Origin of the sequence: Brevibacillus sp. (genome assembly GCF_003521185.1) — a bacterium.
Taxonomy (GTDB): domain Bacteria; phylum Bacillota; class Bacilli; order Brevibacillales; family Brevibacillaceae; genus Brevibacillus; species Brevibacillus parabrevis.
On the sequence record NZ_DOTK01000053.1, the window covers coordinates 63,794 to 87,414 of the forward strand.

At 53.9% G+C, this 23,621-nt stretch carries 25 protein-coding genes, 1 pseudogene and 1 riboswitch; of the genes and pseudogenes, 13 read left to right on the forward strand and 13 right to left on the reverse strand.

Annotated features, from left to right (window positions below):
• Nucleotides 1-27: 27 nt before the first annotated feature.
• A complete protein-coding gene (locus DEP07_RS17195) occupies nucleotides 28-567 on the reverse strand; it encodes a PadR family transcriptional regulator (protein WP_122964010.1) in 540 nt (179 codons plus the stop codon).
• 329 nt (nucleotides 568-896) lie between these two features.
• On the opposite strand from DEP07_RS17195, the pseudogene DEP07_RS17200 reads away from it, so the two are divergent.
• Nucleotides 897-1,277 (forward strand): annotated as a pseudogene (locus DEP07_RS17200) (trypsin-like peptidase domain-containing protein); the annotation flags it as partial.
• A gap of 78 nt (nucleotides 1,278-1,355) precedes the next feature.
• On the opposite strand, the gene DEP07_RS17205 reads toward DEP07_RS17200, so the two are convergent.
• Complete coding sequence (locus DEP07_RS17205) at nucleotides 1,356-2,474, reverse strand: YheC/YheD family endospore coat-associated protein (RefSeq protein ID WP_122964009.1); 1,119 nt, start codon at nucleotides 2,472-2,474, stop codon at nucleotides 1,356-1,358.
• A 239-nt stretch (nucleotides 2,475-2,713) separates the two neighbouring features.
• On the opposite strand from DEP07_RS17205, the gene DEP07_RS17210 reads away from it, so the two are divergent.
• From DEP07_RS17210 to DEP07_RS17220, 3 genes are all read left to right on the forward strand, one after another.
• A complete protein-coding gene (locus DEP07_RS17210; protein WP_005828119.1) occupies nucleotides 2,714-3,034 on the forward strand; it encodes a winged helix-turn-helix transcriptional regulator in 321 nt (106 codons plus the stop codon).
• A 136-nt stretch (nucleotides 3,035-3,170) separates the two neighbouring features.
• The gene (locus tag DEP07_RS17215) at nucleotides 3,171-4,619 is read left to right on the forward strand and encodes a recombinase family protein (protein WP_287102794.1); all 1,449 of its coding nucleotides are present in this window, start codon (nucleotides 3,171-3,173) and stop codon (nucleotides 4,617-4,619) included.
• A gap of 11 nt (nucleotides 4,620-4,630) precedes the next feature.
• Nucleotides 4,631-4,909: a S1C family serine protease gene (locus DEP07_RS17220; protein ID WP_122964007.1), complete on the forward strand. Its 279-nt coding sequence runs from the start codon at nucleotides 4,631-4,633 to the stop codon at nucleotides 4,907-4,909.
• Nucleotides 4,910-4,947: 38 nt separating this feature from the next.
• Here the strand turns inward: DEP07_RS17220 and DEP07_RS17225 are convergent, their stop codons facing one another.
• Complete coding sequence (locus DEP07_RS17225) at nucleotides 4,948-5,124, reverse strand: hypothetical protein (RefSeq protein WP_157128119.1); 177 nt, start codon at nucleotides 5,122-5,124, stop codon at nucleotides 4,948-4,950.
• Between the two features lie 32 nt (nucleotides 5,125-5,156).
• On the reverse strand, nucleotides 5,157-5,438 hold the full coding sequence (locus tag DEP07_RS17230) for a DUF2325 domain-containing protein (RefSeq protein ID WP_005828113.1): 282 nt from the start codon (nucleotides 5,436-5,438) through the stop codon (nucleotides 5,157-5,159).
• A 318-nt stretch (nucleotides 5,439-5,756) separates the two neighbouring features.
• Between DEP07_RS17230 and DEP07_RS17235 the strand changes: the two genes are divergently transcribed.
• From DEP07_RS17235 to DEP07_RS17245, 3 genes are all read left to right on the forward strand, one after another.
• On the forward strand, nucleotides 5,757-6,365 hold the full coding sequence (locus DEP07_RS17235) for an IMEF encapsulin system ferritin-like cargo protein (RefSeq protein ID WP_173596901.1): 609 nt from the start codon (nucleotides 5,757-5,759) through the stop codon (nucleotides 6,363-6,365).
• 36 nt (nucleotides 6,366-6,401) lie between these two features.
• Nucleotides 6,402-7,250 (forward strand): family 1 encapsulin nanocompartment shell protein, encoded by an 849-nt coding sequence (locus DEP07_RS17240; protein WP_063228109.1) that lies wholly within the window; start codon nucleotides 6,402-6,404, stop codon nucleotides 7,248-7,250.
• Between the two features lie 208 nt (nucleotides 7,251-7,458).
• Nucleotides 7,459-8,280 (forward strand): alpha/beta fold hydrolase, encoded by an 822-nt coding sequence (locus DEP07_RS17245; protein ID WP_122964005.1) that lies wholly within the window; start codon nucleotides 7,459-7,461, stop codon nucleotides 8,278-8,280.
• 80 nt (nucleotides 8,281-8,360) lie between these two features.
• Here DEP07_RS17245 and DEP07_RS17250 read toward each other — a convergent pair whose 3' ends face one another.
• The 5 genes from DEP07_RS17250 to DEP07_RS17270 form a co-directional block, all read right to left on the reverse strand.
• A complete protein-coding gene (locus DEP07_RS17250) occupies nucleotides 8,361-9,566 on the reverse strand; it encodes an aminotransferase-like domain-containing protein (protein WP_122964004.1) in 1,206 nt (401 codons plus the stop codon).
• Nucleotides 9,567-9,801: 235 nt separating this feature from the next.
• A complete protein-coding gene (locus DEP07_RS17255) occupies nucleotides 9,802-10,440 on the reverse strand; it encodes a metallophosphoesterase (protein WP_122964003.1) in 639 nt (212 codons plus the stop codon).
• Between the two features lie 8 nt (nucleotides 10,441-10,448).
• Nucleotides 10,449-11,558 (reverse strand): ABC transporter ATP-binding protein, encoded by a 1,110-nt coding sequence (locus tag DEP07_RS17260; protein WP_173596899.1) that lies wholly within the window; start codon nucleotides 11,556-11,558, stop codon nucleotides 10,449-10,451.
• Nucleotides 11,555-13,258, reverse strand: a complete 1,704-nt coding sequence (locus tag DEP07_RS17265) for an ABC transporter permease (RefSeq protein WP_122964001.1) — start codon at nucleotides 13,256-13,258, stop codon at nucleotides 11,555-11,557. Before DEP07_RS17265 ends, DEP07_RS17260 begins: the two co-directional genes overlap by 4 nt.
• Nucleotides 13,259-13,262: 4 nt before the next feature.
• Nucleotides 13,263-14,378, reverse strand: a complete 1,116-nt coding sequence (locus tag DEP07_RS17270; protein ID WP_173596897.1) for an extracellular solute-binding protein — start codon at nucleotides 14,376-14,378, stop codon at nucleotides 13,263-13,265.
• Between the two features lie 153 nt (nucleotides 14,379-14,531).
• Between DEP07_RS17270 and DEP07_RS17275 the strand changes: the two genes are divergently transcribed.
• On the forward strand, nucleotides 14,532-15,443 hold the full coding sequence (locus DEP07_RS17275) for a LysR family transcriptional regulator (RefSeq protein ID WP_254223353.1): 912 nt from the start codon (nucleotides 14,532-14,534) through the stop codon (nucleotides 15,441-15,443).
• A gap of 37 nt (nucleotides 15,444-15,480) precedes the next feature.
• Here the strand turns inward: DEP07_RS17275 and DEP07_RS17280 are convergent, their stop codons facing one another.
• The 4 genes from DEP07_RS17280 to moaC all read right to left on the reverse strand — a co-directional run bounded on the left by DEP07_RS17280 (nucleotide 15,481) and on the right by moaC (nucleotide 19,410).
• On the reverse strand, nucleotides 15,481-15,951 hold the full coding sequence (locus DEP07_RS17280) for a hypothetical protein (RefSeq protein WP_122963998.1): 471 nt from the start codon (nucleotides 15,949-15,951) through the stop codon (nucleotides 15,481-15,483).
• A gap of 216 nt (nucleotides 15,952-16,167) precedes the next feature.
• On the reverse strand, nucleotides 16,168-17,349 hold the full coding sequence (locus DEP07_RS17285) for a pyridoxal phosphate-dependent aminotransferase (RefSeq protein WP_122963997.1): 1,182 nt from the start codon (nucleotides 17,347-17,349) through the stop codon (nucleotides 16,168-16,170).
• Between the two features lie 84 nt (nucleotides 17,350-17,433).
• A riboswitch (SAM riboswitch) is annotated at nucleotides 17,434-17,547 on the reverse strand.
• Nucleotides 17,548-17,643: 96 nt separating this feature from the next.
• Nucleotides 17,644-18,924: an MDR family MFS transporter gene (locus tag DEP07_RS17290; RefSeq protein ID WP_122963996.1), complete on the reverse strand. Its 1,281-nt coding sequence runs from the start codon at nucleotides 18,922-18,924 to the stop codon at nucleotides 17,644-17,646.
• 3 nt (nucleotides 18,925-18,927) lie between these two features.
• Nucleotides 18,928-19,410 (reverse strand): cyclic pyranopterin monophosphate synthase MoaC, encoded by a 483-nt coding sequence (gene moaC / locus DEP07_RS17295; RefSeq protein ID WP_063228098.1) that lies wholly within the window; start codon nucleotides 19,408-19,410, stop codon nucleotides 18,928-18,930.
• 232 nt (nucleotides 19,411-19,642) lie between these two features.
• Here moaC and DEP07_RS17300 point away from each other — a divergent pair, with 232 nt between their 5' ends.
• From DEP07_RS17300 to DEP07_RS17320, 5 genes are all read left to right on the forward strand, one after another.
• Nucleotides 19,643-20,179 (forward strand): methylated-DNA--[protein]-cysteine S-methyltransferase, encoded by a 537-nt coding sequence (locus DEP07_RS17300; protein WP_122963995.1) that lies wholly within the window; start codon nucleotides 19,643-19,645, stop codon nucleotides 20,177-20,179.
• On the forward strand, nucleotides 20,172-20,885 hold the full coding sequence (locus DEP07_RS17305; protein ID WP_122963994.1) for a 2OG-Fe(II) oxygenase: 714 nt from the start codon (nucleotides 20,172-20,174) through the stop codon (nucleotides 20,883-20,885). Before DEP07_RS17300 ends, DEP07_RS17305 begins: the two co-directional genes overlap by 8 nt.
• Nucleotides 20,886-20,899: 14 nt before the next feature.
• On the forward strand, nucleotides 20,900-21,718 hold the full coding sequence (locus tag DEP07_RS17310) for an SPL family radical SAM protein (RefSeq protein ID WP_122963993.1): 819 nt from the start codon (nucleotides 20,900-20,902) through the stop codon (nucleotides 21,716-21,718).
• A 109-nt stretch (nucleotides 21,719-21,827) separates the two neighbouring features.
• Complete coding sequence (locus DEP07_RS17315; RefSeq protein ID WP_173596893.1) at nucleotides 21,828-22,535, forward strand: molybdenum cofactor biosynthesis protein; 708 nt, start codon at nucleotides 21,828-21,830, stop codon at nucleotides 22,533-22,535.
• Nucleotides 22,536-22,540: 5 nt separating this feature from the next.
• Entirely contained in the window at nucleotides 22,541-23,566 is a 1,026-nt protein-coding gene (locus tag DEP07_RS17320; RefSeq protein WP_122963991.1) for a ThiF family adenylyltransferase, read from the forward strand.
• The last annotated feature ends 55 nt before the right edge of the window (nucleotides 23,567-23,621 follow it).

Below are 23,621 nucleotides of genomic sequence, written 5' to 3' on the forward strand. Positions count from 1 at the left end.
GTTCAACCCAATTGGTCAAATCCCTGCTCAGATGGAAGCAGACAATGCTGGTTGTTTGGCTAGCGAGGGCATTTTGTGCTCCAAAAAGGAAATCGTCGACTCCAGATGATGGATCGTATATTCCCAGCAAAAGCGCTGATATTCGTCAAAATGCAGCTCCAGCTTCTTGAATGAGGCTCGGCTTTGTTGAAGCATTTGGCGCTGAAGGTTCAAACAGCTCTCCAGCATGTCCTTTTGCTCCTCGGGGGAACGGCTCTTGCCAAAGAAAATTTTCACCAGCATGTCAGAGCGCAGCACAGGAGGCAAAATCGGCGTCTGGATTTCTTGACGGAACGTGTCCTTGCCCTGCTCTGTAATCTGATACAAAATTTTGTTCGGCTTTCCAGACTGGATGACCTCTTGCTTGGTGACCAGTCCTTCCTCTTCCAGCTTGCGCAGTGCGGGGTAGATCGCGCCAAAGCTGGCATCGTAGAAAAAGCCGATGCTGTTGGAAAACGCCTGCTTGATATCGTACCCACTCATTTCTCCATAGCTCAAAAAGCCGAGTATGATCGTTTTAACATCCATCTCTTCGCATCCTCCATTATCTTTCTTTTTCTCTCTCTAGCGACAAAGCAGACAATTGCCTTTTTTCAGACAGAAGTGAATATCCATCTGCTAAGCCTTTATGTTCAAAATATTCTCTAACTACATGTATTATAATTCGATTCTAATAATTATACCAATGCTATTTCTTTATTATATCAATCAAAAATAATGATATAACAAACACCGCGCTCAAATTGGGCGTCCCTTCCCTTTCGCCCCTCCATAAGATGATATATACCTAACTGCTGTAGGGGGAGAGATTGGTGAAAAGTAAAAAATGGTCCCAATATACGCGAGTAAAGTACCCTGTGAGCAGCAGCAGTCTGCACCCGTTCAATTTTTTTGTCCCTATTGTAGAGCGCGTACAGGAGGGAGTCGTTTCCATCGTCACGGAAGACGCTCCCCTAGCTAAAGACGTCGATTCTCTGATTCGCAGTCTCATCGACCAGGATGATAATACTTCGTCACCGCCTACCGAGCGCAGTTTCGGCTCCGGTTTTATCTTCCACCCGAGAGGCTATATTTTGACCAGCGAGCACGTCATCGGCAAATCGAAAAACATTTTTGTCAAGCTGTACAACGGCAAAGTATTTGAAGCCAAACGCATCATTGCCGATCGAGTCAGGGACTATGCTGTTATCAAAATCGACGCGGACTGCAAGCTTTATCCTTTGGCACTCGGAAACTCTTCACACACCAAGGTTGGTGAATGGGTCATCAGTGTCGGTTCCCCGCTTGCTTCCAAAGGAACAAAAACCAAGCTTCTTTCAGACTCTGACACGTTGTTCCCTCTGCCCAACATCCCCGGTCTGTCTCTTGCGGGCGAGATGGAGAGCGAACTGCACAGGCCGCTCGATCGCCTTGGCGTACGTGACCATATCCCCCATTTGGCGAAATACTTCCCGCCCCGGTTTCGGATTGACCTCGATCAGCCAGACGCTCCCGTCTACAGCGACACCGATATCCAGCCCGAACTCCATCATTCGTCCAAAGTAATCCTCCAGCGTCTTCGCCACCTCATGGGCAAGCGAGTGACACTCCTTCGTGATCAGCTGTGCTTGTCTCTTGCCGAATCGCTGCTCGATCAACCCTTCAAAGGAAACAGCGCGCCCTCCGCCGTGCAAATTGGAGGTAGAGCTGCCAGCCTCCCCGATCCGTACTCCGGAGCCAGTCACCCTCCACTCCCCTGCCTGATCCTTTTGGATGAGCACGCGCACATCTGCCACATGATTCGGAATCAATCCGAGATCGATCCCTTGCTGCACGAGAAAATTGCCATCTGCAATCTGCTGCTCGACTACCCAGCGGCCAACCCAGTTCTCCACGGCACTGACGCTGTCCAGCTTGGCAGTGTGCGTCTGATATTGCTTGTCGCGCCCGGAGAGGCTAAATTCTTTGCCCTTGGCCGATATCCGCAAAATGCTTTTCCCCCCGGAGCCGTTCCCCGGTTTGACGTACACGAGTGGATATTTGCTCAGCATGGTTGCAACTCGCTTTTTTTCGTACAAGTGTGTTTCCGGAATCCAGTGCATCACCCGCCTGTCCTTGGCCAAAAGCTGGGTGACCCGCCACTTTTTGCTGAACGGGCTGTTGGCAAAGAAAAGCAGGTCGCTGTTTCGCAGCCGAATGTACTCGGGGACACGCCGCCGATAGCGGTCGATGACGACCTGCGGCCACGGAAACCATCTGCTGCTCCAGCCGCCGCCTGCTTTGGGAAGAAAGCCTTTGATCTTTTTTTCCTTCATGTTTACGTCCTGATGCGAAAACAGGTAAATTTCCGCCCCCAGCTTCTGCCCTGCCAGCACCAGCTTGCGCAAGTAGTCCGGCTCGCCAAAGCGCTGCCCCTGGCGCCAGGTCAAAATCCCGATCACCGGTTTTGGAAGCATCCTAACACCCTCTTCTTCTCGTATCGTTCGCCACAGTCTATGTGCATGTGCCTGCCTGTGAAACGATTTTTGCCGGAAACGGGCTTGGCTCGTGCGGACAATCCTATTTCCAGCATAACCCCGCCCCGGTATGGCAAACATAGATAAGCACATGCCAAACACTTCGTTACTTACTTTTTTCAAGTTTATCTGCTACAATAAGCGTTAACATAACCATGCTGTATAGAGGTGACACCAACATGAGTCAAGAATTTGCTGGCGAGCACATGTGTCCCAAGTACGAATGCGCCATCAATGTCCTCGGCAAGCGCTGGACAGGTTTGATCATCCACGTTTTGCTTCGCGGCGCTGTTCGCTTCAAAGATATTCGCGAGATGGTTCCGCACATGAGCGACAAAATGCTTTCGGAGCGACTGAAGGAACTGGAGGAGCTGGGAATTTTGGAACGAAAAGTGTACCCGGAAATTCCTGTGCGCATCGAGTATGAATTGACAGAAAAAGGAAGAGATCTGCGTCCGGTCATTGAATCCATTCACGAATGGGGACAAAAATGGATGTAGCGCAGCCCCACTTGTCCAATCAGGATAAGCGGGGTTTTTTTGTGCGCAAAAAATCCAAGTTTTCCAATCTGTCCAGGCATACAAAGCGCTGTTTTGCTGTAGACTCTAGCAACCTCAGTTGATGGGAGGAAATCCGATGCGAACGGCTGTCTACATGCGCGTCAGCACCGAAGACCAGGCACGTGAAGGATTTTCAATCCCGGCCCAGCGGGAAAAACTGTTGGCTTACGTCCACTCACAAGGGTGGGAGGTTGCCGCCATCTACGCGGAAGAAGGCGTGAGCGCCAAAGATACGAACCGCCCTGAACTGAAACGGATGCTGAAAGATATCCGCGAAGGGAAGACCGATGTCGTCCTCGTCTATCGTCTCGATCGCCTCACCCGCTCTGTGCTGGATCTGTACCGGCTTCTCCAGGAGTTTGAAAAGTATGACGTGCGCTTCAAAAGCTGCACAGAGGTGTACGATACGACTACCGCCATCGGCCGACTGTTCATTACGCTGGTGGCGGCGCTCGCCCAGTGGGAGCGGGAAAATTTGGCGGAGCGAGTCAAGCTCGGCATGGAGCAGATGGCGAAGGAACGAAAACGGCCAGGCGGCCCCCCGCCTTTTGGCTACGAGCTGGTGGACGGGGCGTTGACCATTCAGCATGCGGAGGCGGCTGGCGTCCGCGAAATGTTTGAGCGCTATGAGAAAGGCGAGTCGCCGCGGCAGATTGCGGAGTGGGCAAATCGCCAAGGACTTCGCGGGAAAAACGGCGCGAGCTGGGGGGCAAGTTCTGTCCTGCGCCTGCTGAAAAATCCGGTGTATCACGGGGCGCTGCGCTGGAATTACACCGACGGGCTTCAGCGCCAAAACTCGCCTGATCAATGGATCGTGGAAGAGGCCGCCCATCCGGCGATTATCGACAAAGACCTTTTCATGCGCATTCAGCAAAAAATGGCTGCGCGCAGCTCGCTCCACCCGCGTGTCCTTGGCTCCACCTTTTGCTTTTCCGGTTTGCTCTACTGCTCCCTGTGCCACTCCCCCATGCGCGGCAAGACAGCCAACACCAAGAGCGCGGGAAAACGTTACGTCCATCGTTATTATGTATGCAAAAACAAGCAGGCTGGCCGCTGCGACGCCCCCGCCATCCGGGAAGACCGTCTGGAGCAGGCCATCCTCTCCGAGCTGATGAGCTATTCGCACGAAGCGCGTGCTGCTTTGGAAGAAGTCCGGGCCTCGCTTTCTTCTGTGGTCCCTTTTGCAGATGCAGAAGCGCGAGAACAGAGGCGAGCGCTCAAATTGCGGCGCTGGGAAGCAGCTTACGAGGAAGGACTGCTCACCCTCGAAGCATTTCGGCTGAAAATCGCTGCCCTCGCCAAAGAAGCTGACGCTCTGTTCCCTGATCCACCTCCGTCTTTTGCCAGAGCTGCCTTCCCGCCCTACAGTCAGCTGACCAATTGGCCGCTCCTCTGGTCACATGCCAGCGATGAAGAGCGCCGCATGCTCATGACGGCACTCGTCAAACGCGTGGAAGCAGCCGAAGCTCCCGGCAGGAACGCACACGGCCGGACGATTCATCTGCAGCAACTGGTCTTTTTGTAGTTTTTGTCGCTATGTACACAGGCGGTTCCCCGCTTGGGTTGGAAAACTCTGTAACGGCCGGAATTATCAGCGCCAAAAACCGTCGCCTCCAGGTGGCAAAACGAATGTATGAAGAGATTTTCCAAACCGATGCCGCCATCAACCCCGGCAACAGTGGTGGGCCACTTATCAATCTGAATGGCGAGGTCGTGGGGCTGAACGCCTTTATCATCCAGTCCAGCCAATGCCTGGGCTTTGCCATCGGGATTGACGCACTGAAAACGCAGCTTGAGCAGTATGTTTTCAAATAAGCGGAGAAGCAGATATTGGGAAAATAAAAAAACCCCGTCTACGATGACGGGGATTGCTTCTCAAATGCGATCAGGTACACATTCTCGCCTTCTGAATTGAGTTGTTCCTCTGCCTGTTTCAACTGTTGCAGCTGCACGGCCGTCAGCTGCGCAATAGGCAGTTCGCTTAAACGATTTTGCTCCATGCGCCATTCCTCCGTTGGTATCAGACTCATGCGTTAGTCTGTCCACCTGAACGGGTATGTATTTACGCCGTCAAATCGAAAGCTTTGGCAATCGCCGAACACGAGCGCTTGCAGAATACGATTGGCAGCTCACGATCCTTCGCCTGGTTTTTCACGGTTTTCGCGAGGTTGTGATTGACGAAGTCGGTCAAAACGAGAATCATATGAATGCCCGCAGGAATTTTCACGCCTGTTTGGGAGCTTTTGCGCCCCGTTACGTGATGAATATCTTTAAACCCTTGTCCGTGCAGCAAATCTACGATATTACCAAGGCGATCTCCGCCAATGACTAAAATGGATGACATAATGTTTTCCTCCTTAAAATGGGTGAGTGTCGATGTATGTTCTGGTTCTCTGTTTTCTAATTGATAATGAATATCACTATTATTGATAAATATTATCATTCCCAATTAGCTTTGACAATACTCTCCATGATAACTTTTTTGTAAAAATCCAAAACTAAACGTATCCACCTCAGTCGTGGCGTGGCTTGAGGCGATGTGCTCCCGGCAAAACGTGCCATTTATTAACAGAAAACGCCGAAAATCTACATATGTATTGCCCGGTTCATTTTTCCAACTGTATAATGAACAAATAGATCGTGAATGAGGAGGTGGCGGAGGGTGCAAGAAATTACACAGCTGCACGCCATTTTTGATCGCACCAGAGGTTACATCAATCGTTTCATGGGCATCATCCAGCCGATTATCGACGCTGCACAGGACGAGCACACCCGCTTGTACTACCATCACATTTTGGAAGAAGAAGAACAGCGCATGGGACGTCTCCAGGAACTGGTTCCTTACCTGGAAAACGTATCCGGAAAAGAATCGCTTGCCCAACTGAGCGACCGCGAGCTTTCTCAGTTGCTGTCGGATGTGAACCTGGAGCGGTTTGGCCTGCACAATTTCCGCGAGCATCTGGAGCTTTCCCTGTACGAGTTTCAAGATGACGAAACCCGCACGACATTGGACGGCATGCGCGAAAAAACTCACGCCGACTACTTGCAAGTAAAAGAAATCATGGCTTCGCTCAGCGGACGGTTCTCTGACGGGTCCCATCCTGACCTGACCGACCACGATGAAGGCCACGATATTCATCAGGTGGATCACCTGAAAGCTTCTGCAACGGCTGCTCACGGTGTTGCTTCCGTCATCAAACACGCGGCTCCTGCCAAGACTGCCGCTCCTGACAAAAAGGGGCTTACTGTTGGAAGTTTGAAAGGACATTAAGGAAACACCGATCTTATATGACCTGGAGGTTACGCTATGGACAAGCTTCGCAAATACCCAGACTCTCCATTAACCAATGAAGAATGGAGCCAACTGGACGCTACTGTAGTCGACATGGCCCGCCGTCAACTCGTGGGACGTCGCTTTATCGATATTTACGGTCCGCTCGGTGAAGGTATCCAGACGATCACCAATGACGTATACGATGAATCGCGCTTCGGCGGTCTGTCCTTGCGCGGCGAATCGCTGGAAATGACACAGCCAAGCCGCCGCGTAAGCATGACAATCCCGATTCTTTACAAAGATTTCATGCTTTACTGGCGCGATGTCGCGCAAGCTCGCACACTGGGCATGCCGCTTGACATGAGTGCCGCTGCCAACGCCGCTGCTGGCGGTGCGCTGATGGAAGACGACCTGATCTTCAACGGAGCGGCTGAGTTTGATCTGCCTGGTCTGATGAATGTAAAAGGCCGCCTCACGCACCTGAAGAGCGACTGGATGGAATCCGGCAATGCGTTCGCTGACATCGTGGAAGCGCGCAACAAGCTCTTGAAAATGGGTCACAGCGGTCCTTATGCGCTGGTCGTGTCCCCCGAGCTGTACTCCCTCCTGCACCGCGTACACAAAGGCACCAACGTGCTGGAGATCGAGCATGTGCGCAACCTGGTGACAGACGGCGTATACCAATCGCCTACGATCAAGGGACGCTCCGGCGTGCTGGTGGCTACAGGCCGCCACAACCTCGATCTGGCGATTGCCGAAGACTTCGACTCCGCTTTCCTCGGAGACGAGCAAATGAACAGCCTGTTCCGTGTATACGAGTGCGTAGTGCTGCGCATCAAGCGCCCTAGCGCCATCTGCACATTGGAAGAAACAGAAGAATAAACAGCCTCGGATGGCGCAAACAAACCATCCCGGCCAACACGAAAAACGTATCCATTCGATCTGATCGCTTGGATACGTTTTTTTATGGCTTTTTCTCCATATTTTTCTATTTCCCTCTTGCTTTTTCCAGATCTTAGATTAAAATAAGAACAAACGTTCCTTTTTTTAGTTATGGAACGCAAAATCGGCGGGAGAGGTGTTAGCCAGTATGATTCAGTCACTGCACAACATTGACTTTTTTCAAGAACAAATCGGTTCCGGCGTTCCGATTGTCATGCTTCACGGTTTTTCGCTCGATCATCACGTCATGAAAGGCTGCATGGAGCCTGTTTTTGCTGAGCGCGAAGGTTTTCGCCGACTCTATATCGACCTGCCCGGTATGGGAAAGACGAAAAATTACGACAGCGTGCAAAATACGGACGACATGCTAGAGGCTGTTCTGCACTGGATTGATCGTGAACTGCCAGGCGAACCGTTCCTCCTCGCTGCTGAGTCGTACGGAGGTTATTTGGCGCGTGGAGTCATCGAAAAGCGCAGAGAGCAAGTCAAAGGCGCCCTGTTCATCTGCCCGAGTGTTTTCCCCAAAATGAGCCAGCGCACGCTGCCAGACAAGGTCATTTTGGTAGAAGAGCAAAGCCTGTGGGACAAGCTGACAGAGTCGGAGCGCGCCGAGTTCGAAGCCATGGCTGTGGTCGCCACAGAAGAGACATGGGACCGCTACAAAACAGAGATTATAAGCGGGTACAGCATCGCGGACTTCCCCTTTTTAGAACGACTGAAAACATCGTACGGCTTCTCTTTCCCGCTTGATACGCAGCCTTTTCCCCATCCTGGATTGTTCGTCGTAGGCAAGCAGGATCATGTCGTCGGCTACCAGGACGCATGGAGCTTGCTTCCTCACTATCCGCGCAGTTCTTTTGCCGCGCTCGATTGCGCTGGACACAATCTGCAAATCGAACAGCCCAAGCTGTTCACAGAGCTTGTCCATGAGTGGCTGAACCGGGTCGAAAGAGAGCTTTCTTTGTCCTAACAATAAAAAAGACAATCAGCTTTTCAGCAGCATGATTGTCTTTTTGCATCCTTTTGCTTTTCACTTACACGCCCCGGACGCTATTGCGTCACGAGACTTTTGCTGTACTCTGTAAACGCTTTGCCGAGTCTTGCGATGGCGAGCTGCGTATCTTCGCGGTTCAACAGCGTGTAGTTCAAGCGCATCGTGTTGTGCTGCGGCTCGGCGGCGTAAAACGGCTTGCCTGGCACGAATGCCACGCCTTCTTGTACAGAGCGGGCCAACAGCTTCTCTGCGTCCACATCGGCTGGCAAGTTGACCCACAGGAACATGCCTCCGCGCGGCTTTTCCCACTGCACGCCATCCCAGCTTTGTGCGAGCAAAAGCTCGTTCATCCATTCCATGCGCTCTTTGTAGGAAGCGCGGATTTTTTCGATGTGGCTTTCCAGATCGAAGCGGGAGAGCAACTCGTGCAGCGCGATCTGGTCAATGGTGCTGGACTGGAGGTCGACGGCTTGCTTCGCTTTTACCATCATCGAAATGACGCGCTGGTCGCCGATTGCCCATCCGGTGCGCAGACCAGGAGCAACGATCTTGGAAAACGTGCTTGTATAGACGACACAGGAATTGGTCGGATGTTCGTCGAGCGAGAAAATCGAGCGGTACGAAGCTTCGCCGTCAAACTGGATTTCGCCGTACGGATCGTCCTCCAGAATGAGAATGTTGTTTGCCTTGCACTGGGCGAGCAAGCCCTGGCGGCGTTCGAGGCTCCATACTTTTCCCGTAGGATTCGCAAAAGTCGGAATGACGTAGACCATTTTCGGACGATACTGCGCGATCTTTTTCGCCAGATCCTCCAGGTCCATCCCTTCCGAATCACCTTCCACCGGAATGGCGCGAATCCCCCGGAACTGGAACAATTGGACTGCAGCCAGATACGTTGGATTTTCTACCAGCACGACGTCGCCTTCATCCAAATAGACTCGACACAGTAAGTCGACGGCCTGCTGGGAGCCGGTGGTCAACAGCATATTGTCCAAGCCTACGTTCATATGTTTTTGCTTCATTCGTGAGGCTACCCACTCCCGAAGCGGGATATATCCGTCTGTCAAACCGTATTGCAACGATTTCGCGCCCAGATCGAATGCCCGATTAAACGCTTCGCGCATTTCCTGGATGGGAAAAGAATCCTCGGCTGGCAGGCCACCTGCGAGCGAGAGCACTTGATTGCCTTGGGTCAGCTTCAAGATTTCCCGGACAGCCGAGGAGGATAATGCATCTACTGATTTCGAAAATGTGTACTCCATGTTCCGTTCCCCCTTGATTTTGCTTATTCTTGTTTTATCACTGTCGATAGGCAAAGTCCAATCCCCGCTGGCTATGAGCGGATAGGTTTTGGCTATGTCGAGCGATTGTTCAATCGACTGCTTCCTCGGCTAAGGTGATCAGGATGCCGCTAACTGCTGCCTAGTGTGCCGTGCCGTTGCAGGCTGTTTTCCCATGTAAAAAAGCCACTGCCCGCTTTTCGCGCAGGCAATGACCCTACTTTTCGATGCACCAGTCCGCTGTGCGAAAATCTGTGTACACCCCTTTTGTCTCGGTCGAGCAGGAATAGCTTTTGTGGTGAGTGAGATCGAGCAGCGTCAATCTGACGCCGTGCTTCGCCCCGGTATCAATGCCGATCCGGTCAGCTTCTGCCCAGATGTCTCCCGGCGCAACCCCCATGCGATAGGTGGGAGTGTGACCAAAGACGACGATCCACTCGTAGCGAGACGGGCTGTTCCAAAACTCCTCGCGAATGGAAAGCAGATCGACCTGCTGCTGGGCAGCGAGCGCGATTCCCGGGCGAATGCCCGCATGGACGAACAAGTATGGCCCGTACTCGATGTACAATGGCAATCCGGCGACAAAGGCAACGGCTTGCTTGATCGACTCTGGCTGCTCTCCTGCCGCATGCTGGTCGAGAAACCATTGCTCCAGATTGCCCCGCACAGCTGCCGCCCCTTCTTGCAGCAGCCCTTGCACAAAAGAGAGCGTCTCCCACGTCTCCGGGCTTTTGTCGATATAGTCGCCGAGCAGAAACAGCCGATCGACTTTCGGATCGTACTGGGCCAGCTCCAGAAGCTGCTTTGCCCCTGCACCGTGCCCGTGAATGTCTGAAATGGCAAGGATACGTGACATGACTTCGCTCACCTTTCGTCCAGATGAGGAAACAAGTAAGCGGCTGATGGCTTCAGGCAGACGTATCCCCGTTCCGTATTTTCCAGTCGCTCCGCGTGAAAAAAGGCCAAAGTCTGCCCTCCGCCGATTTCACCGAGGATGCGCCAGCGGTTGCCTTCGTATGTGCTGTGCACGACGCGAACTGGAAAACTGTTTGCCTCCGGCTGCTGCGCCCACTCTGCTTCTTCGGGACGAAACAAAAGGTCAATCTGCTCGCCGTCTGCAAGCGCCGACTGGACATGAGCGCGATCCCCGCTTCCTTTTGCGGCGGGTATTGTACCCTCGACGAGCGCTTCTCCGATGAGCGCGATGTCGCGGCCAGCTGCCTTGCGCAACGTGCCCGTCAGCTGATTGCCGGCCCCCAGCAAAGACGCGGCAGAGCGTGTCGCTGGCTGCTCGTAGCAATCTTGCGGCGCTCCCATCTGATCGATCGCTCCCGCTCTCATGATGACCAGCCGATCTGCCATGGCAAACGCTTCATCCGGATCGTGTGTCACATGAAAGACGGTTGTTCCCAGACGGCGGAACAAGTAAGCCATTTCCGTGCGCATGCGGATGCGCAGCCGCATGTCGAGATTGGATAGCGGCTCATCCAGCAAAAGCAAATCCGGCTCTGTGGCAAGCGCGCGAGCAATCGCCACACGCTGCTGTTGGCCTCCTGAAAGCTGCGGCGGCAGGCGTTGCTCCAGTCCTTCGAGACGCAGCAAGCTGACAAGCTCGGCAATCTTGGCCTTTATGTAATCCGCTTTCGCTTTTTTGCGCTGCAATCCATAAGCGATGTTCTCGTAGACCGTCATGTGCGGCCACAGGGCGTAGTCTTGAAACACCATGTTGATATTGCGCTTTTCCGGGGGCACCAGTCGCGTAGGCGAAGCGACCTGCGCACCTCGCAGTTGCACTTCTCCCGCATCTGGCTGCGTCAGCCCGGCAATGACTTGCAACAAAGTCGACTTCCCGCAGCCGGATGGCCCCAGGACGCTGATGATTTCTCCCTTTTGGACGGACAAATCAATTCCGCGCAGGGCAGCATAGTTGCCAAACGATTTGTGTACTCCGCGAACTTCCAATATCGGATTCAAGCATGATCTCTCCCAGCTTTCCATTTTTTCGGCTGAAACAACAGCTCGACAATGACGATGATCAGGACGACCAAACCGCCGCCCATCAAGGTCGAAGCCGCCGCGTAAGCGAATTTCAGATCTTCAAACGCCTTGTTAATAAAGACGGGCAAGGTCATAAAATCAGGCGGGAACAAAATCGAAGTCGCCGCCAAATCAAACACACTGCTGCCAAAAGCGGACAAGCCTGCTGCGACGAGCGCCCCGCGGATCAACGGCAGCAAAATCCACCTCACGCGCTGGACGAAGCTTGCTCCCTGCATTTGCGCAGCTGCCAGCAGCTGCCCCGGCACTTTTGCCATCGCGCCGACAATGACCCGCGTAATGATCGGGATGGCACCTGCCACACTTGCCAGCGCGAGAATCCACGGCGTTCCGTACAGCAACAAGCCGATCGGTTCGAGCCAACGCTGATTCCAGACAAAAATATAGCCAATGCCGAGAACAACGCCAGGTACAGCCAGCGAGACCAGCGAGATAACGTCGACAGCCCTGCGGTATTTGAACGGCGAATACGTCAGCACGTAGGCGACGAAAAATCCGACGATCAGTCCGATAATGCCTGCGGTAGCGGCGATGCCAAGCGAATGCAGCAAGCCGTCCAGCAAGGCTTCTCCATTGGCAAACAGCTCTTCGTAATGACGCAGAGTCAATCCTTGCAAGCCCTGATCCATGCTCGATGTATCCGAGATGGACATGAGCAGGTTCGCCCCGAACGGAATGCCGATGACGACCAGCAAAAAGCTGATGCAGCCGATATTCAGCCACAGGCTGCCCCGCTTTGTTGTCTTGCGCTCCTGTCTGGTCGCCCGGGAGGACAGTACATCAAACCGCGCCTTGCGCATCACATAAAACTGAATGCTCATCGCAGCGACAATCAGCAGCACGAGGTAAAACGACAGCACTCCCGCCATGTCAAAGCGGATGGGCGACGTGTACAGAGCCGAATAAATCGAATACGGCAGCGTCGGAAAACGGAAGACAGCAGCGATCGATGCCGGCAAGCCGAAGTCGCCGATCGTATCCATGAACACGAGCAGCGCCCCGGAACAAATCGCAGGCAGCAATAACGGCAGCTCCACCGTGCGCCAGACCGTCCAGAGCGAGCCGCCGCACAATCTGGCTGCCTCTCCCAATCGGTCCACCTTCCATTCCAGCGCACTCGCAATCGCCAAGTAAGCGAGCGGGAATTTGCTGAGCGACATCACCACAACCAGACCTTCTGGCGAAAAGACGAGACTTGTGATCCAGGTCCAGCCCAGCCAGGCGTTCGCCAGACCATCTGCCGCAGCAAACATCACCCAGCCTTGCGCCAAAATGAACGATGGCGTAATCAGCAACACCCAGACCGCCAGATCGAGCAGCCTTGCCGTTTGAAACGACCAGCGCGAACGGACGATAGCCAGTGCGCAGCCGAGCGCTGTCGCAAATACCGTCGTTCCTACGCCAAGGTATAAGGAATTTTTCAAGGAAGCCAGCCAGAGCGGCCGGGTGAACACGTCCAGCAGCAGCGATAAATCCCCGATGTTCCACTGCCCGAAAAACACACCGGGCAACAACACTTGAATGATGACAGCAGCAAGCGGCAATAAAATCAGGAAAAAGAGAATGGCCAGCACGAGCCAGCCCATTCGGTTTCCATATGTCCCTAGCAATCTCATCGCTTTACTTTACCGCTTTGTCGGCAAACCATTGCTTGATTTCCGCTTCATGCTCGGAAGCCCACTCTGGATCGGCGACGACCAGCTTGGCATTGGCAGCCCGGTCTTTTTTGGCAACGGCTCCTTTTGCGGACGGCTCGAAGTAGCTTTCTTCTCCCTGATCGATCAATTGCTGCTGGACCTTCGGATCGAGAATGAAGTCGATAAACGCTTTCGCTGCTTCCGCGTTTTTCGTATCCTTCTGAATCCCGGCTACGCGCACAGATGCAGGCGCTCCTTCTTCTGGCCAGATGATTTCAACAGGCTCTTTTTTGTTTTTCAGCGTGTAGGCATTGCTCTCTTGCAGGGCTGCCAGTTTGATCTCGCCCCCTGTCAAAGCTTTTGCCACATTCGGATTTTTCGGGTAGACGCGGGCGCCGTTTTGCAGCAGCTGATCGAAGTAAGCTTTGCCTTTGTCCATGCCCTCCTGCTGGAAAAACCAGGCGACAAACGGATAGGCTGGAGCAGCTACCGCCGGGTCCGCCATGCCGACCATATTTTGAAACTCCGGCTTGACCAGATCGTTCCACGATTTCGGAGCTTTGTCTGCCGGGAGTTGTTTCGTATTGGCAATGATGACACCCGCTGCATGTGCACCTGTCGGGTAGTACGTTTTGTTCGCTGGAACGAGCTTCGCCGCAAAGTCTGTCAAGCCCGCAGCGTTATTCGGCGTCCAGCCTTCGAGCAGTTGTCCGTCTTTGCCCAGCTTGTGAATCGACGGCATCGCGTCCATCCAGACGACATCCCAGTGCGGATTGCCTTTTTCCGCTTCGATCCGCGACATGATTTCTGCTCCGTTGCCAGAGACGAGTTTGACTTTGTAGCCTGTCTCTTTTTCAAACATCGGGCCGATGATCTCATCGAAGTCATTGAGATAGACGACGAGCGGCTCTCCCTTCGACTTGTCTTCTTTTGTTGGCGCGCTCCCGGTTGTTGTGGATGCTGCCGGCTGATTGCCCGCTTTGTCTGTACCTGATGCTGCCGGAGTGGTGGAGCCTTGTCCACATCCTGCAAAAAGCAAAGACGTTGAGACGAGCAGCGTCAATACGGACCATTTTGGCTTGCGATTTTTCTTGTTCATTCCGTTTCCCTCCCATTTCTTTTCCTACCGACAACTTTACGCGATTAGTGTGAGCGGAAAGTAAATGAGATGCTAAGCTTGTGTTAAATAACGTCTATGTTTATTGATGGAACGATAGAGAGTATCTATACTGGTGGCGGAGGGATCGACTCGATGAATATTCAGCAATTGCGCGTATTTGCCGTTTCCGCTCAATGCAAGTCGCTGACCGAAGCCGCCGAAGCTTTGCATATCAAGCAGCCAACCGTCAGCTTTCACCTGAAAAAACTGGAGAGCGACCTCGGCGTGGAGCTGTATTACAAGCAGCCGCGGCACTTTCGCCTGACGGAAGCAGGAGCGGCCCTCTTGCCTTATGCCCGCAGAGTGTCCACTTTGCTCACAGAGGCCGGACAAGTCATGGAGGAGTTTCGCCACGGCGGCAGAGGAACGCTGAAAATCGGGGCGAGCTATACGCCTGCCACCTACTATCTTCCCCCTTATCTGGCTTCATTTCAGGCGGAGCATCCGCACGTCCTGCCGATTTTGACCGTAAAAAAAGCGCGGCCGCTCATGGAGCTGCTGCGCGATTTTGAGATCGATTTGGCGATTGTCTCGTTGTCCATGCAGCCCCAGGACGGTCTGCATGTCATTCCGCTGCTTGCCGACGAGCTGCGCCTCGTTCTCGCTCCGCAAAATCCGCTTGCCCAAAAAAACGTGATCGAGCTGACTGATTTGCAATCCGAGCCGTTTCTCATTCACGAAGCAGGCTCCACCTCACGCGAGCTTGCTGAACTTTGGGCCCAGGAAAACCAGCTGCGCTGGCAAGTGCGCATGGAGCTGGGGGCGATCGAGACGATCAAGGAAGCGACCAAACACAACATGGGCGTCAGTGTCCTGCCGTATCGCAGCGTCGTGCGCGAAAGCGAGACTGGTGAACTGATCGTTCGCGAACTGCCCGGCTACGTCAATCGCCGGCACATTTGCCTCGTCTATCGCCAGGACGACATCATGCCTTATCCGGTCCAGAGCTTCATCCGGTTTTTGCAGCATCAACGCCCGCACGCAAAAAGCCCCTCTCCGCTGTAAAAGGGAAAGGGGCGATTATGTAAATCAAATAGCTATTCTACGCGATGCGAACAACACGAGCCTTTTCTGCTTGCGGCAAGAAAGACAAGTCTACGTGTCCGCGTGCTTCATCCAGTCCGATGTCCTCTGCCAAAAGCAGCGCTTCTTCCTGGAAAGTCGGCGTACAGCTTCCTTCGTTCAGCTCACAGAGACGCTTCAAACGCTTCAAGCGATCCGCGCATTTCTCTGCACGCATGCATTCATTGGTCAGCTCACATACATTTACATGGCGCGCATCTGCGATCATGCTGATATCATCTACGTGCACAATCAGCCGCTTGCCTTCTTCTGTGACGAATCCGATCGAGCAAAAATGCGCACCTGACATTTCCAAACGAGTGAGAACCGCATTGGCAAAAATCTCTCCCGTGCGCAGTCGAACCTGAGCTGCTTCAATGGCTCCACCGATCTTCCGCTCGTTGGCGATCACCGTATACATGTCCGTGTAACCGTTAATCTGATAGCGCATAGTACCCTCCCGCTCTTGCTGAGATCAATTATCATTACCATCCTATAATGAAAATCATTATCTGTCAACGGTGAGAATGATTTTTATTCGCCTTGCCTGTCTTGGTTTCCAAAACGCATGGCCCTTACATTTTACCCAGAAAATCTCCTGCTATTCCCCTGATTCCCAAACAAAAACCGCACTTCCTCATGTAGGAAAGTGCGGTCCGTTCTCATCCTATTTGGTATTGGCAAACAGTCCTAATTTCTCAATGCGCTGTACCGCTTCGGCCAGACGTTCTTCACTCGACAACAGCGCGGCGCGAACGTATCCTTCCCCGGTAGGGCCGAAGCCGTCACCGGGAGCAACGACGACATGCGCTTTTTCCAAGAGCAAATCGGAAAACTCGATGGAAGTGAATCCGGCTGGAACCGGGAGCCAGGCAAAAAACGAGCCTTGGGACGGCGGCGCTTGCCAGCCGATGCGGTGCAGATTGGAGAACAAGGCGTTGCGTCTGCTTTCGTAGACAGCCACCAAATCCCGAACGCATTGCTGCGATTCGGTCATCGCGGTTACCGCGGCCATTTGCACAGCACCGAACAGGCTGACGAAATAATGATCCTGAATCAAATTGATCAGTCTCACCAGCTCGCGGTTGCCGACCATCGCCCCTACGCGCCAGCCAGCCATGTTGTACGTTTTGGACAAAGTGTAAAACTCGACACCGACCTCTTTTGCCCCTGGCACCTGCATGAAGCTGACCGGCTTTTTGCCGTCGTAGCTGATCGCGCCGTAGGCAAAGTCGTGGCAGACGACGATCTCATGCTTGCGGGCAAATTGAATCGTTTCCTCGTAAAATTCAAACGGCGCATTCACCGCTGTCGGGTTATTCGGATAGTTCAAAAACATCAGCTTGGCCCGATCCAAATCGGCTTGCGGAATTTTGCTGTAGTCCGGCAAAAACTGATTTTCTGCTGTCAGCGGCATCATCGACATCCGACCATTGACGACCGCCACACCCGACCAGTAATCCGGATAGCCCGGGTCCGGTACGAGCGCGACGTCGCCTGCGTTCATCAGCACCTGGCAAATTTCCACCAGTCCTGTTTTGCTGCCGAACAAAACCGCTACTTCTTCTTCCGGATCAAGGTCTACGTCAAATTGTTGTTTGTACCAGTGCGCAACAGCCTGCTTCAGTTCCAGTCGGCCGGAAAAAGGCGGGTACTTGTGGTGAAGCGGGTTGGCTGTATGTGCTTGCAGCGCTTCTACAATGTGGGGAGGAGTCGGCAAGTCCGGGTTTCCCTGCCCCAGGTTGATCACATCGTGCCCGTTGGCGATGACTTTATTTACTTTCGCTACCAGCGTCGCGAAAAATTGGGTTGGCAGCCGGTCAATCATGTCGGAAGGTTGGATACGCATTTCTCTTCAGTTCCTTTCTTTTCGCCCATACAGCAAAAACCCCCTTTTTCCGTACAGAAAAAGGGGGAGATCAGCTTGGTCACGTCCTTATCTGTCAGGAATACTCCTGCTGGAATTGGCACAGCATCTGCATCGCTACACGCGCAGATCCGCTGCCGGGCTTCATAGGGCCAGTCCCTCCGCCTCTCTTCATAAGTAAATCACACGGAATATACTGTTTTTAATCTTCTTCATACTACATTGCCTGCTCTCGGCGTGTCAAGATGCTTCCCCGCAGGCGCTCGCCTTTTTTCGCTACATCTTTTCTGCGGTTGGCACAGCCACCTTTTGACGGCGATTCAAAAACGTTGTGTGGAAGGCGAAAAACGCCACGGACAAGAGCGCAAGCCCTGCCATGATGTACAAAAGCCCTTGCGCCTGAAAGTGCTGGAAAATGATCGCGCCGAGCAACGGTCCGAGCATCCGCCCTGCCGAGCCTGTTCCCGCGATCAGCCCTTGAATAAAGCCTTCCCGTCCTGCTGGCGTAATTTGTGCGGCTACGGCAGGAACGGCTGGCCAGACGAGCATTTCGCCCAACGTCATGATAAACATCGCGGCGACGAAGCCCGCATAGGAGGTCGACTGCGACAAAATCAGCATCGACAAGGCAAAGACGTAGGAGCCGAGCAGCATTTGCGCTTTCAGCGTGCGGGCAAAGCGGCGAATGACCCAGGCGATCAGCGGTTGACCAAACAGGATCAAGCCGCCGTTCAACGTCCACAGCAAGCTGTACTGGCGCAAGGAGATGCCCAAAGATTGCATGTAGGTCGACAACACCGTCGTCCATTGCACGTACACAATCCAGCTGATCAGCAAGCCGCTGCACAAAAACAGCAAGGCTCCCCAAACCACTTTTCGCGTTGGCTGAAGCTCTCCTGCGCCATGTGCGCCAAGCTGTTCGTCAGCATCGGTCTTGCTCGTGTCCGACTCGCCCGCTGGCGAAGCAGGCAGCGGCCGATTCTCCGCCGCTTTCAGATGGCGCGGCAAAAAGATCACGAAGATGGCGAGAACGATCATTTGCGTGAGTGCGTTCCCGAAAAAGGTCCAGGAAAACGATACGCTCGCCAAAAGTCCGCCCAGCGCCGAGCCTGCCGCCACTCCCGCATTCAACGCGACGTAAATCATGTTGATTCCTTTGCGCCCGCCTTCCGGCCACAAAACGACCGCCAGCGCGTTCATGACAGGAGACAGCGTTCCGTAGAACAGCCCGTTTAACAGCAGCAGGATCGTATACACGGTAAAATCGTGCGTAAGTCCAAGACCGATTGTAATCAAAATAATGCCGACAGAGCCGATTATGATCGTCCGCATTCTTCCCCAGCGGTCAAACAGCATGCCACCCGTGATGCTTCCGATCAAAAACGCGCCCTGGTTCAATAACAGCAAAAAACCCGCTACAGGCAGCGGCTTCCCCAAGTAATCGTGAATGTAAATCGTGACGAGCGGCCATATACATGCCATACCCGTAGAAAAAATGATGGCAGCAACCGCCAGAAGACGAATGCTGCTCGGATAGGATTCCCATTTCTGTCTCATGATCTAGTTCTCTCCCCGACGAAAATCGCCGTTCTTCCCGCCTGATTTGCTCAACAGACAGGTCGGCCCGATGACCATGCCTTTGTCCATCGCCTTGCACATGTCGTACACCGTAAGAGCAGCAACGCTTACCGCTGTCAAAGCTTCCATCTCGACGCCTGTTTTTCCGGTCGTCCGCACGCTTGCTTCCAGGCCCAGCGTCGTCTCGTTTTCAAACGTGAAGCGAATATCAATCCCGGTCAAGGAAAGCGGATGACACATCGGAATGATGTCCCACGTCTTTTTCGCAGCCATGACTCCCGCTACTTGCGCGACTGCCAGCACATCCCCCTTCTCTACCCGCCCTTCGCGAATACGCTGAAGCGTCTCGGGCTTCATGACGATTTTGCTTTCCGCTACGGCCTCCCGTTTGGTGATGTCTTTTTCCGAAACATCCACCATACGCGCACGGTTTTGTTCATTAAAATGCGTCAGTTGATCACTCATGTTCCTGTTCGTCCTCCATTTGTACGATCCCGTAACCCGCTTGCAACTTTGCTTCTTCTACCTTACTCCCGCCGCTTGTGAAAAGCAATGGGAACACCGCGAGATTTGTCTTTGGCAAATCATGTCGCACCGCTTTCACTATCTTGCTGATTTATTGCCGAAAACGTACGGAATCGCGAAAACAAAGGTATACTGTGCGTACATTGGCAACTGTTAAGGAGGCGCAAACAAAATGAACAAAAATCAGCACATATACTGGGCAAAAGTAGAACATGGCGAGTGGAGTCTGCACATCGCAGCAACAGAGAAGGGACTTGCTTTCGTCGGCTCCAATCACCACCCCATTGACGAATTGGCACAATGGGCAGCGCGGCGCAAACCCCGATACGCTCTCGTCCAGGATGCGGCTCGGCTGGCTCCGTACGCCAAAGAGATCATCGAGTATTTGCAGGGAGAACGCCAGCAGTTTTCAGTCGCCCACGATCTGTCGGGCACTCCTTTTCAACAAGCGGTTTGGCAGGCGTTGCAGCAAATTCCGTACGGACAGACGGCCTCTTACTCCGACATTGCTGCCCATATCAACAACAGCGCGGCTGTCCGGGCAGTGGGCGCAGCGATTGGCGCCAATCCGTTGTTGTTGACAATTCCGTGCCATCGGGTGGTCGGAAAAGACGGGAAGCTTACAGGCTATCGCGGCGGCCTCCCCATGAAAACAGAGCTGCTCAAGCTGGAGAAAACGAGCGTGAAACGGAGCGCTGTCCATGTCTGACACGTTGGCGAATCGAATCGACGCGCAAAGCTGGGAGCAGATCGTTCATGAGTTGGATGCACAAGGCTACGCCACTCTCCCGTGCCTATTAAAGGAAGAAGAATGTCAGGAGTTGATCACAGGCTACTCCGCTGACTCGCTTTTTCGCAAAACAATCCAGATGGAGCGCTACCGCTTTGGCAGCGGCGAATATCGCTACTATCAGGCTCCGCTGCCGCCGCTCGTCCAACAGCTCAGGGCAAGCTTGTATCCCCGGCTGGCTCCAGTAGCCAATCATTGGGGGCAACTGCTCGGACATACGGCTGCTTTCCCTGCGGCTCTGACTGATTTTCTCGATCATTGTCACCAGCACGGACAGACCAGGCCGACGCCGCTGATTTTAAAATACGAAGCAGGCGGCTACAATTGTCTGCATCAGGATATGTACGGAGAGCTGTTTTTTCCGTTTCAGGTTGTGTTTGTCTTAAATCAGCAGGAAAAAGACTTTTCCGGCGGGGAATTTCTCCTGACAGAGCAACGGCCACGCGCGCAAAGCAGAGGTCATGTGATAACCTTGGAACAAGGGGCGGGATTGATTTTCCCCACCTCCTACCGCCCTGTAGCCGGGACACGCGGCTACTACAAAACGACGATGCGTCACGGAGTCAGCACGATCACGACAGGCACGCGGTACAGCCTGGGCATCATTTTCCACGACGCTACGTAAAAGAAGGGATTAGCTTGAAAAGCACGCTCTTTTACAAACAACCGAAGTCGCTCCTGAATAAAGGCAGCGGCTTTCTCGCAGATTACACGCATTCGCTCAACCCGTATACAGGCTGTTCGTTCGCCTGTTCTTACTGTTACGTGCGGCAAATGCCTGTCTCGCTGTTTCGCGGTTTGGACTGGGGCACGTGGGTCGACGTCAAAACCGAAGCAGCCACGCTGCTTGCCAAAGAGCTGAGCAAAGCAAAGGCAAAAGGCAAGGTCACGATTTTCATGTCGTCGAGCACAGACCCTTATCAGCCTGCGGAGTACCGGGAAAAAGTGACACGCTCGCTGTTGGAAGTCATGGCGGACAATCCACCCGACTTTTTGCTCGTTCAGACGCGCAGTCCGCTGGTCACACGCGATATCGATTTGCTCGTTCAACTCGGAGAGCGTGTACGGGTCAGCATGACGGTGGAAACCGACCGGGAGGATATGCGCAAGCTGTTTTCGCCGCAGGCCCCGCCGATTGCGGCTCGGCTGAAAGCGTTGGAGCGACTGGCTGCCGCTGGCGTCCCGACCCAGGCGACGATCGCTCCGGCCTTGCCGAGCACGGAAGCGTTTCCCGACTTGCTGCGGCCGCTGGTCACGCGCGTCTGTTTGGACGACTTTTATATGGGAGACGGCAGCGGCGGCAAACGGACGAGCAAAAACGGCATCCCCGCCCTGTTCAGCGAAGCGGGACTAGAGGAATGGGCGGGACCTTCCGCGTATCGGATCGTCTACGAGCGGCTGTTGCGTGTCTTCGCCCCTGACGAAGTCAAAATCAGCCAGGAGGGATTCGCCCCCTAGCCCTTTTAGCGTGCACCTTGCAGCCCTTCGCTCATTGGCATCTCTCTCCGATTGTGATATCGTCAAGCCATAGAGAACTGTCATTTACAAGCGGAAGTGAGGAATTGCCTTGACGATTACCGTATTGTTGTTTGCCGGACTGGCCGAACGCGCCAATGCCCGCGACATCCAATTGACTTTGCCAGAAAACGCTACTGTACACGATCTGCTGCAAGCAATCCGGGAAGAGTACCCTGTCCTCGCCCCGCTGCTCGGCAGCAGTTTTGTTTCCATTAATCACGAATACGCCCAGCCTGATCGCGTCATTTCCGCTCAGGATGAGATCGCTCTTTTGCCTCCAGTCAGCGGCGGTGAAGAAGTGCCCTTTTTTGCCGTTACCCGGGAAAAGCTCTCGGCGGACAAGCTGGTCAGCCTCGTGAGCAACCCGCACGCAGGCGCGATTCTCACCTTTGTCGGGACGGTGCGCGAATTTACGCACGGACAGCGCACGGTCTACCTGTCCTATGAAGCGTACGAGCCGATGGCAGTGGAAAAAATGAAGCAGGTCGCGGACGAGATCAAGGAACGCTGGCCTGGCGCGACCGTCGCGATGCATCATCGCATCGGAGACTTGGCTGTAGAGGAAATCGCAGTCGTCGTCGCCGTCGCTACTGCGCACCGCAACGAGTCTTTTGAAGCAGGGCGCTACGCCATCGAACGACTGAAGCAAATCGTTCCGATCTGGAAAAAAGAAATGTGGGAAGACGGCAGCGAATGGAAAGGCCACCAGCAAGGCCCGTGGAATCCGCTTGCCTCCGAGTACGGAAAGGAGGAGTAGTCGCTTTGGATACACGCTATTCCCGTCAAATCCTGTTTCATCCGATCGGACGCAGCGGGCAGGAGAAGCTCGGACAAAGCCGTGTGGCGATCGTCGGCATGGGGGCGCTTGGCACCGTGCTGTCGAATCATCTGGTTCGCGCCGGAGTAGGCTTTGTCCGCCTGATCGACCGCGACTTCGTGGAGCCGAGCAACTTGCAGCGGCAGATGCTCTACGACGAGACAGATGCCGCCGAGCATTTGCCAAAAGCGATTGCAGCCCACGCCAAGCTGTCGAACATCAATTCATCCGTCGTCATCGAACCGATTGTCGCCGATCTGTCCGCCTATAACGCCGAGGAATTGCTTTCTGACGTCGATCTGGTGCTGGATGCGACAGACAACTTCCAGGTGCGCTATCTGGTCAACGACGTCTGCGTCAAGCACGGCATTCCGTGGGTGTACGGCGGTGCTGTCAGTGCGACGGGCACGTTTACCACGATCCGTCCCGGCATCACGCCATGTTTGCGCTGTTTGTTCCCGGAAGCTCCCAACCCGGGCGAAATGCCCACTTGCGATACAGCGGGCGTCATCGGCCCGATCATTCATATCGTAGCTTCGTATCAAGCTACCGAAGCGTTCAAGCTGTTGGTCGGCGCAACAGACGACCTCAACTTGAATCTGGAGCATTTTGAAATCTGGCAAAACCGCCACCAGCAAATCAAAGTGGCGAATGCCCGCCGCAGCGATTGCCCAACCTGCGGCAAGCACGAGTACACCTTTTTGCAGCCCGAATCACAGGACGGACAGGCAGTCTCTCTCTGTGGCCGAGACACGGTGCAAATCTCGCCGGGAGCTGCTGTCTCGCTCGATTTGGACGCTCTCGCAGCACGGCTCGCTCCACTGGGCCGAATTGAGCAAAACAAATTCCTGCTCCGCTTCCACGTCGATGCATACACCCTCGTCGCCTTCCCGGACGGGCGCGTACTCGTGCAAGGAACGGATGAGGTCAGCGTAGCAAGATCGCTGCACGCCAAATACATCGGGGCGTAATGCCACGACAAAAAGACCTTGAGAATGTATGGCTGAAGTGCCCCCTGTCAAGTAG

Bases quoted from the DNA above. Each gene is read 5' to 3' on its own strand.
- DEP07_RS17270 (WP_173596897.1), bottom strand. From the start codon at position 14,378: ATGAACAAGAAAAATCGCAAGCCAAAATGGTCCGTATTGACGCTGCTC.
- DEP07_RS17265 (WP_122964001.1), bottom strand. From the start codon at position 13,258: ATGAGATTGCTAGGGACATATGGAAACCGAATGGGCTGGCTCGTGCTG.
- DEP07_RS17205 (WP_122964009.1), bottom strand. From the start codon at position 2,474: ATGCTTCCAAAACCGGTGATCGGGATTTTGACCTGGCGCCAGGGGCAG.
- DEP07_RS17240 (WP_063228109.1), top strand. From the start codon at position 6,402: ATGGACAAGCTTCGCAAATACCCAGACTCTCCATTAACCAATGAAGAA.
- DEP07_RS17245 (WP_122964005.1), top strand. From the start codon at position 7,459: ATGATTCAGTCACTGCACAACATTGACTTTTTTCAAGAACAAATCGGT.
- DEP07_RS17195 (WP_122964010.1), bottom strand. From the start codon at position 567: ATGGATGTTAAAACGATCATACTCGGCTTTTTGAGCTATGGAGAAATG.
- DEP07_RS17230 (WP_005828113.1), bottom strand. From the start codon at position 5,438: ATGTCATCCATTTTAGTCATTGGCGGAGATCGCCTTGGTAATATCGTA.
- DEP07_RS17290 (WP_122963996.1), bottom strand. From the start codon at position 18,924: ATGAGACAGAAATGGGAATCCTATCCGAGCAGCATTCGTCTTCTGGCG.
- DEP07_RS17305 (WP_122963994.1), top strand. From the start codon at position 20,172: ATGTCTGACACGTTGGCGAATCGAATCGACGCGCAAAGCTGGGAGCAG.
- DEP07_RS17300 (WP_122963995.1), top strand. From the start codon at position 19,643: ATGAACAAAAATCAGCACATATACTGGGCAAAAGTAGAACATGGCGAG.
- DEP07_RS17285 (WP_122963997.1), bottom strand. From the start codon at position 17,349: ATGCGTATCCAACCTTCCGACATGATTGACCGGCTGCCAACCCAATTT.
- DEP07_RS17220 (WP_122964007.1), top strand. From the start codon at position 4,631: ATGTACACAGGCGGTTCCCCGCTTGGGTTGGAAAACTCTGTAACGGCC.
- DEP07_RS17250 (WP_122964004.1), bottom strand. From the start codon at position 9,566: ATGGAGTACACATTTTCGAAATCAGTAGATGCATTATCCTCCTCGGCT.
- moaC (WP_063228098.1), bottom strand. From the start codon at position 19,410: ATGAGTGATCAACTGACGCATTTTAATGAACAAAACCGTGCGCGTATG.
- DEP07_RS17255 (WP_122964003.1), bottom strand. From the start codon at position 10,440: ATGTCACGTATCCTTGCCATTTCAGACATTCACGGGCACGGTGCAGGG.
- DEP07_RS17225 (WP_157128119.1), bottom strand. From the start codon at position 5,124: ATGAGTCTGATACCAACGGAGGAATGGCGCATGGAGCAAAATCGTTTA.
- DEP07_RS17275 (WP_254223353.1), top strand. From the start codon at position 14,532: ATGAATATTCAGCAATTGCGCGTATTTGCCGTTTCCGCTCAATGCAAG.
- DEP07_RS17215 (WP_287102794.1), top strand. From the start codon at position 3,171: ATGCGAACGGCTGTCTACATGCGCGTCAGCACCGAAGACCAGGCACGT.
- DEP07_RS17280 (WP_122963998.1), bottom strand. From the start codon at position 15,951: ATGCGCTATCAGATTAACGGTTACACGGACATGTATACGGTGATCGCC.
- DEP07_RS17210 (WP_005828119.1), top strand. From the start codon at position 2,714: ATGAGTCAAGAATTTGCTGGCGAGCACATGTGTCCCAAGTACGAATGC.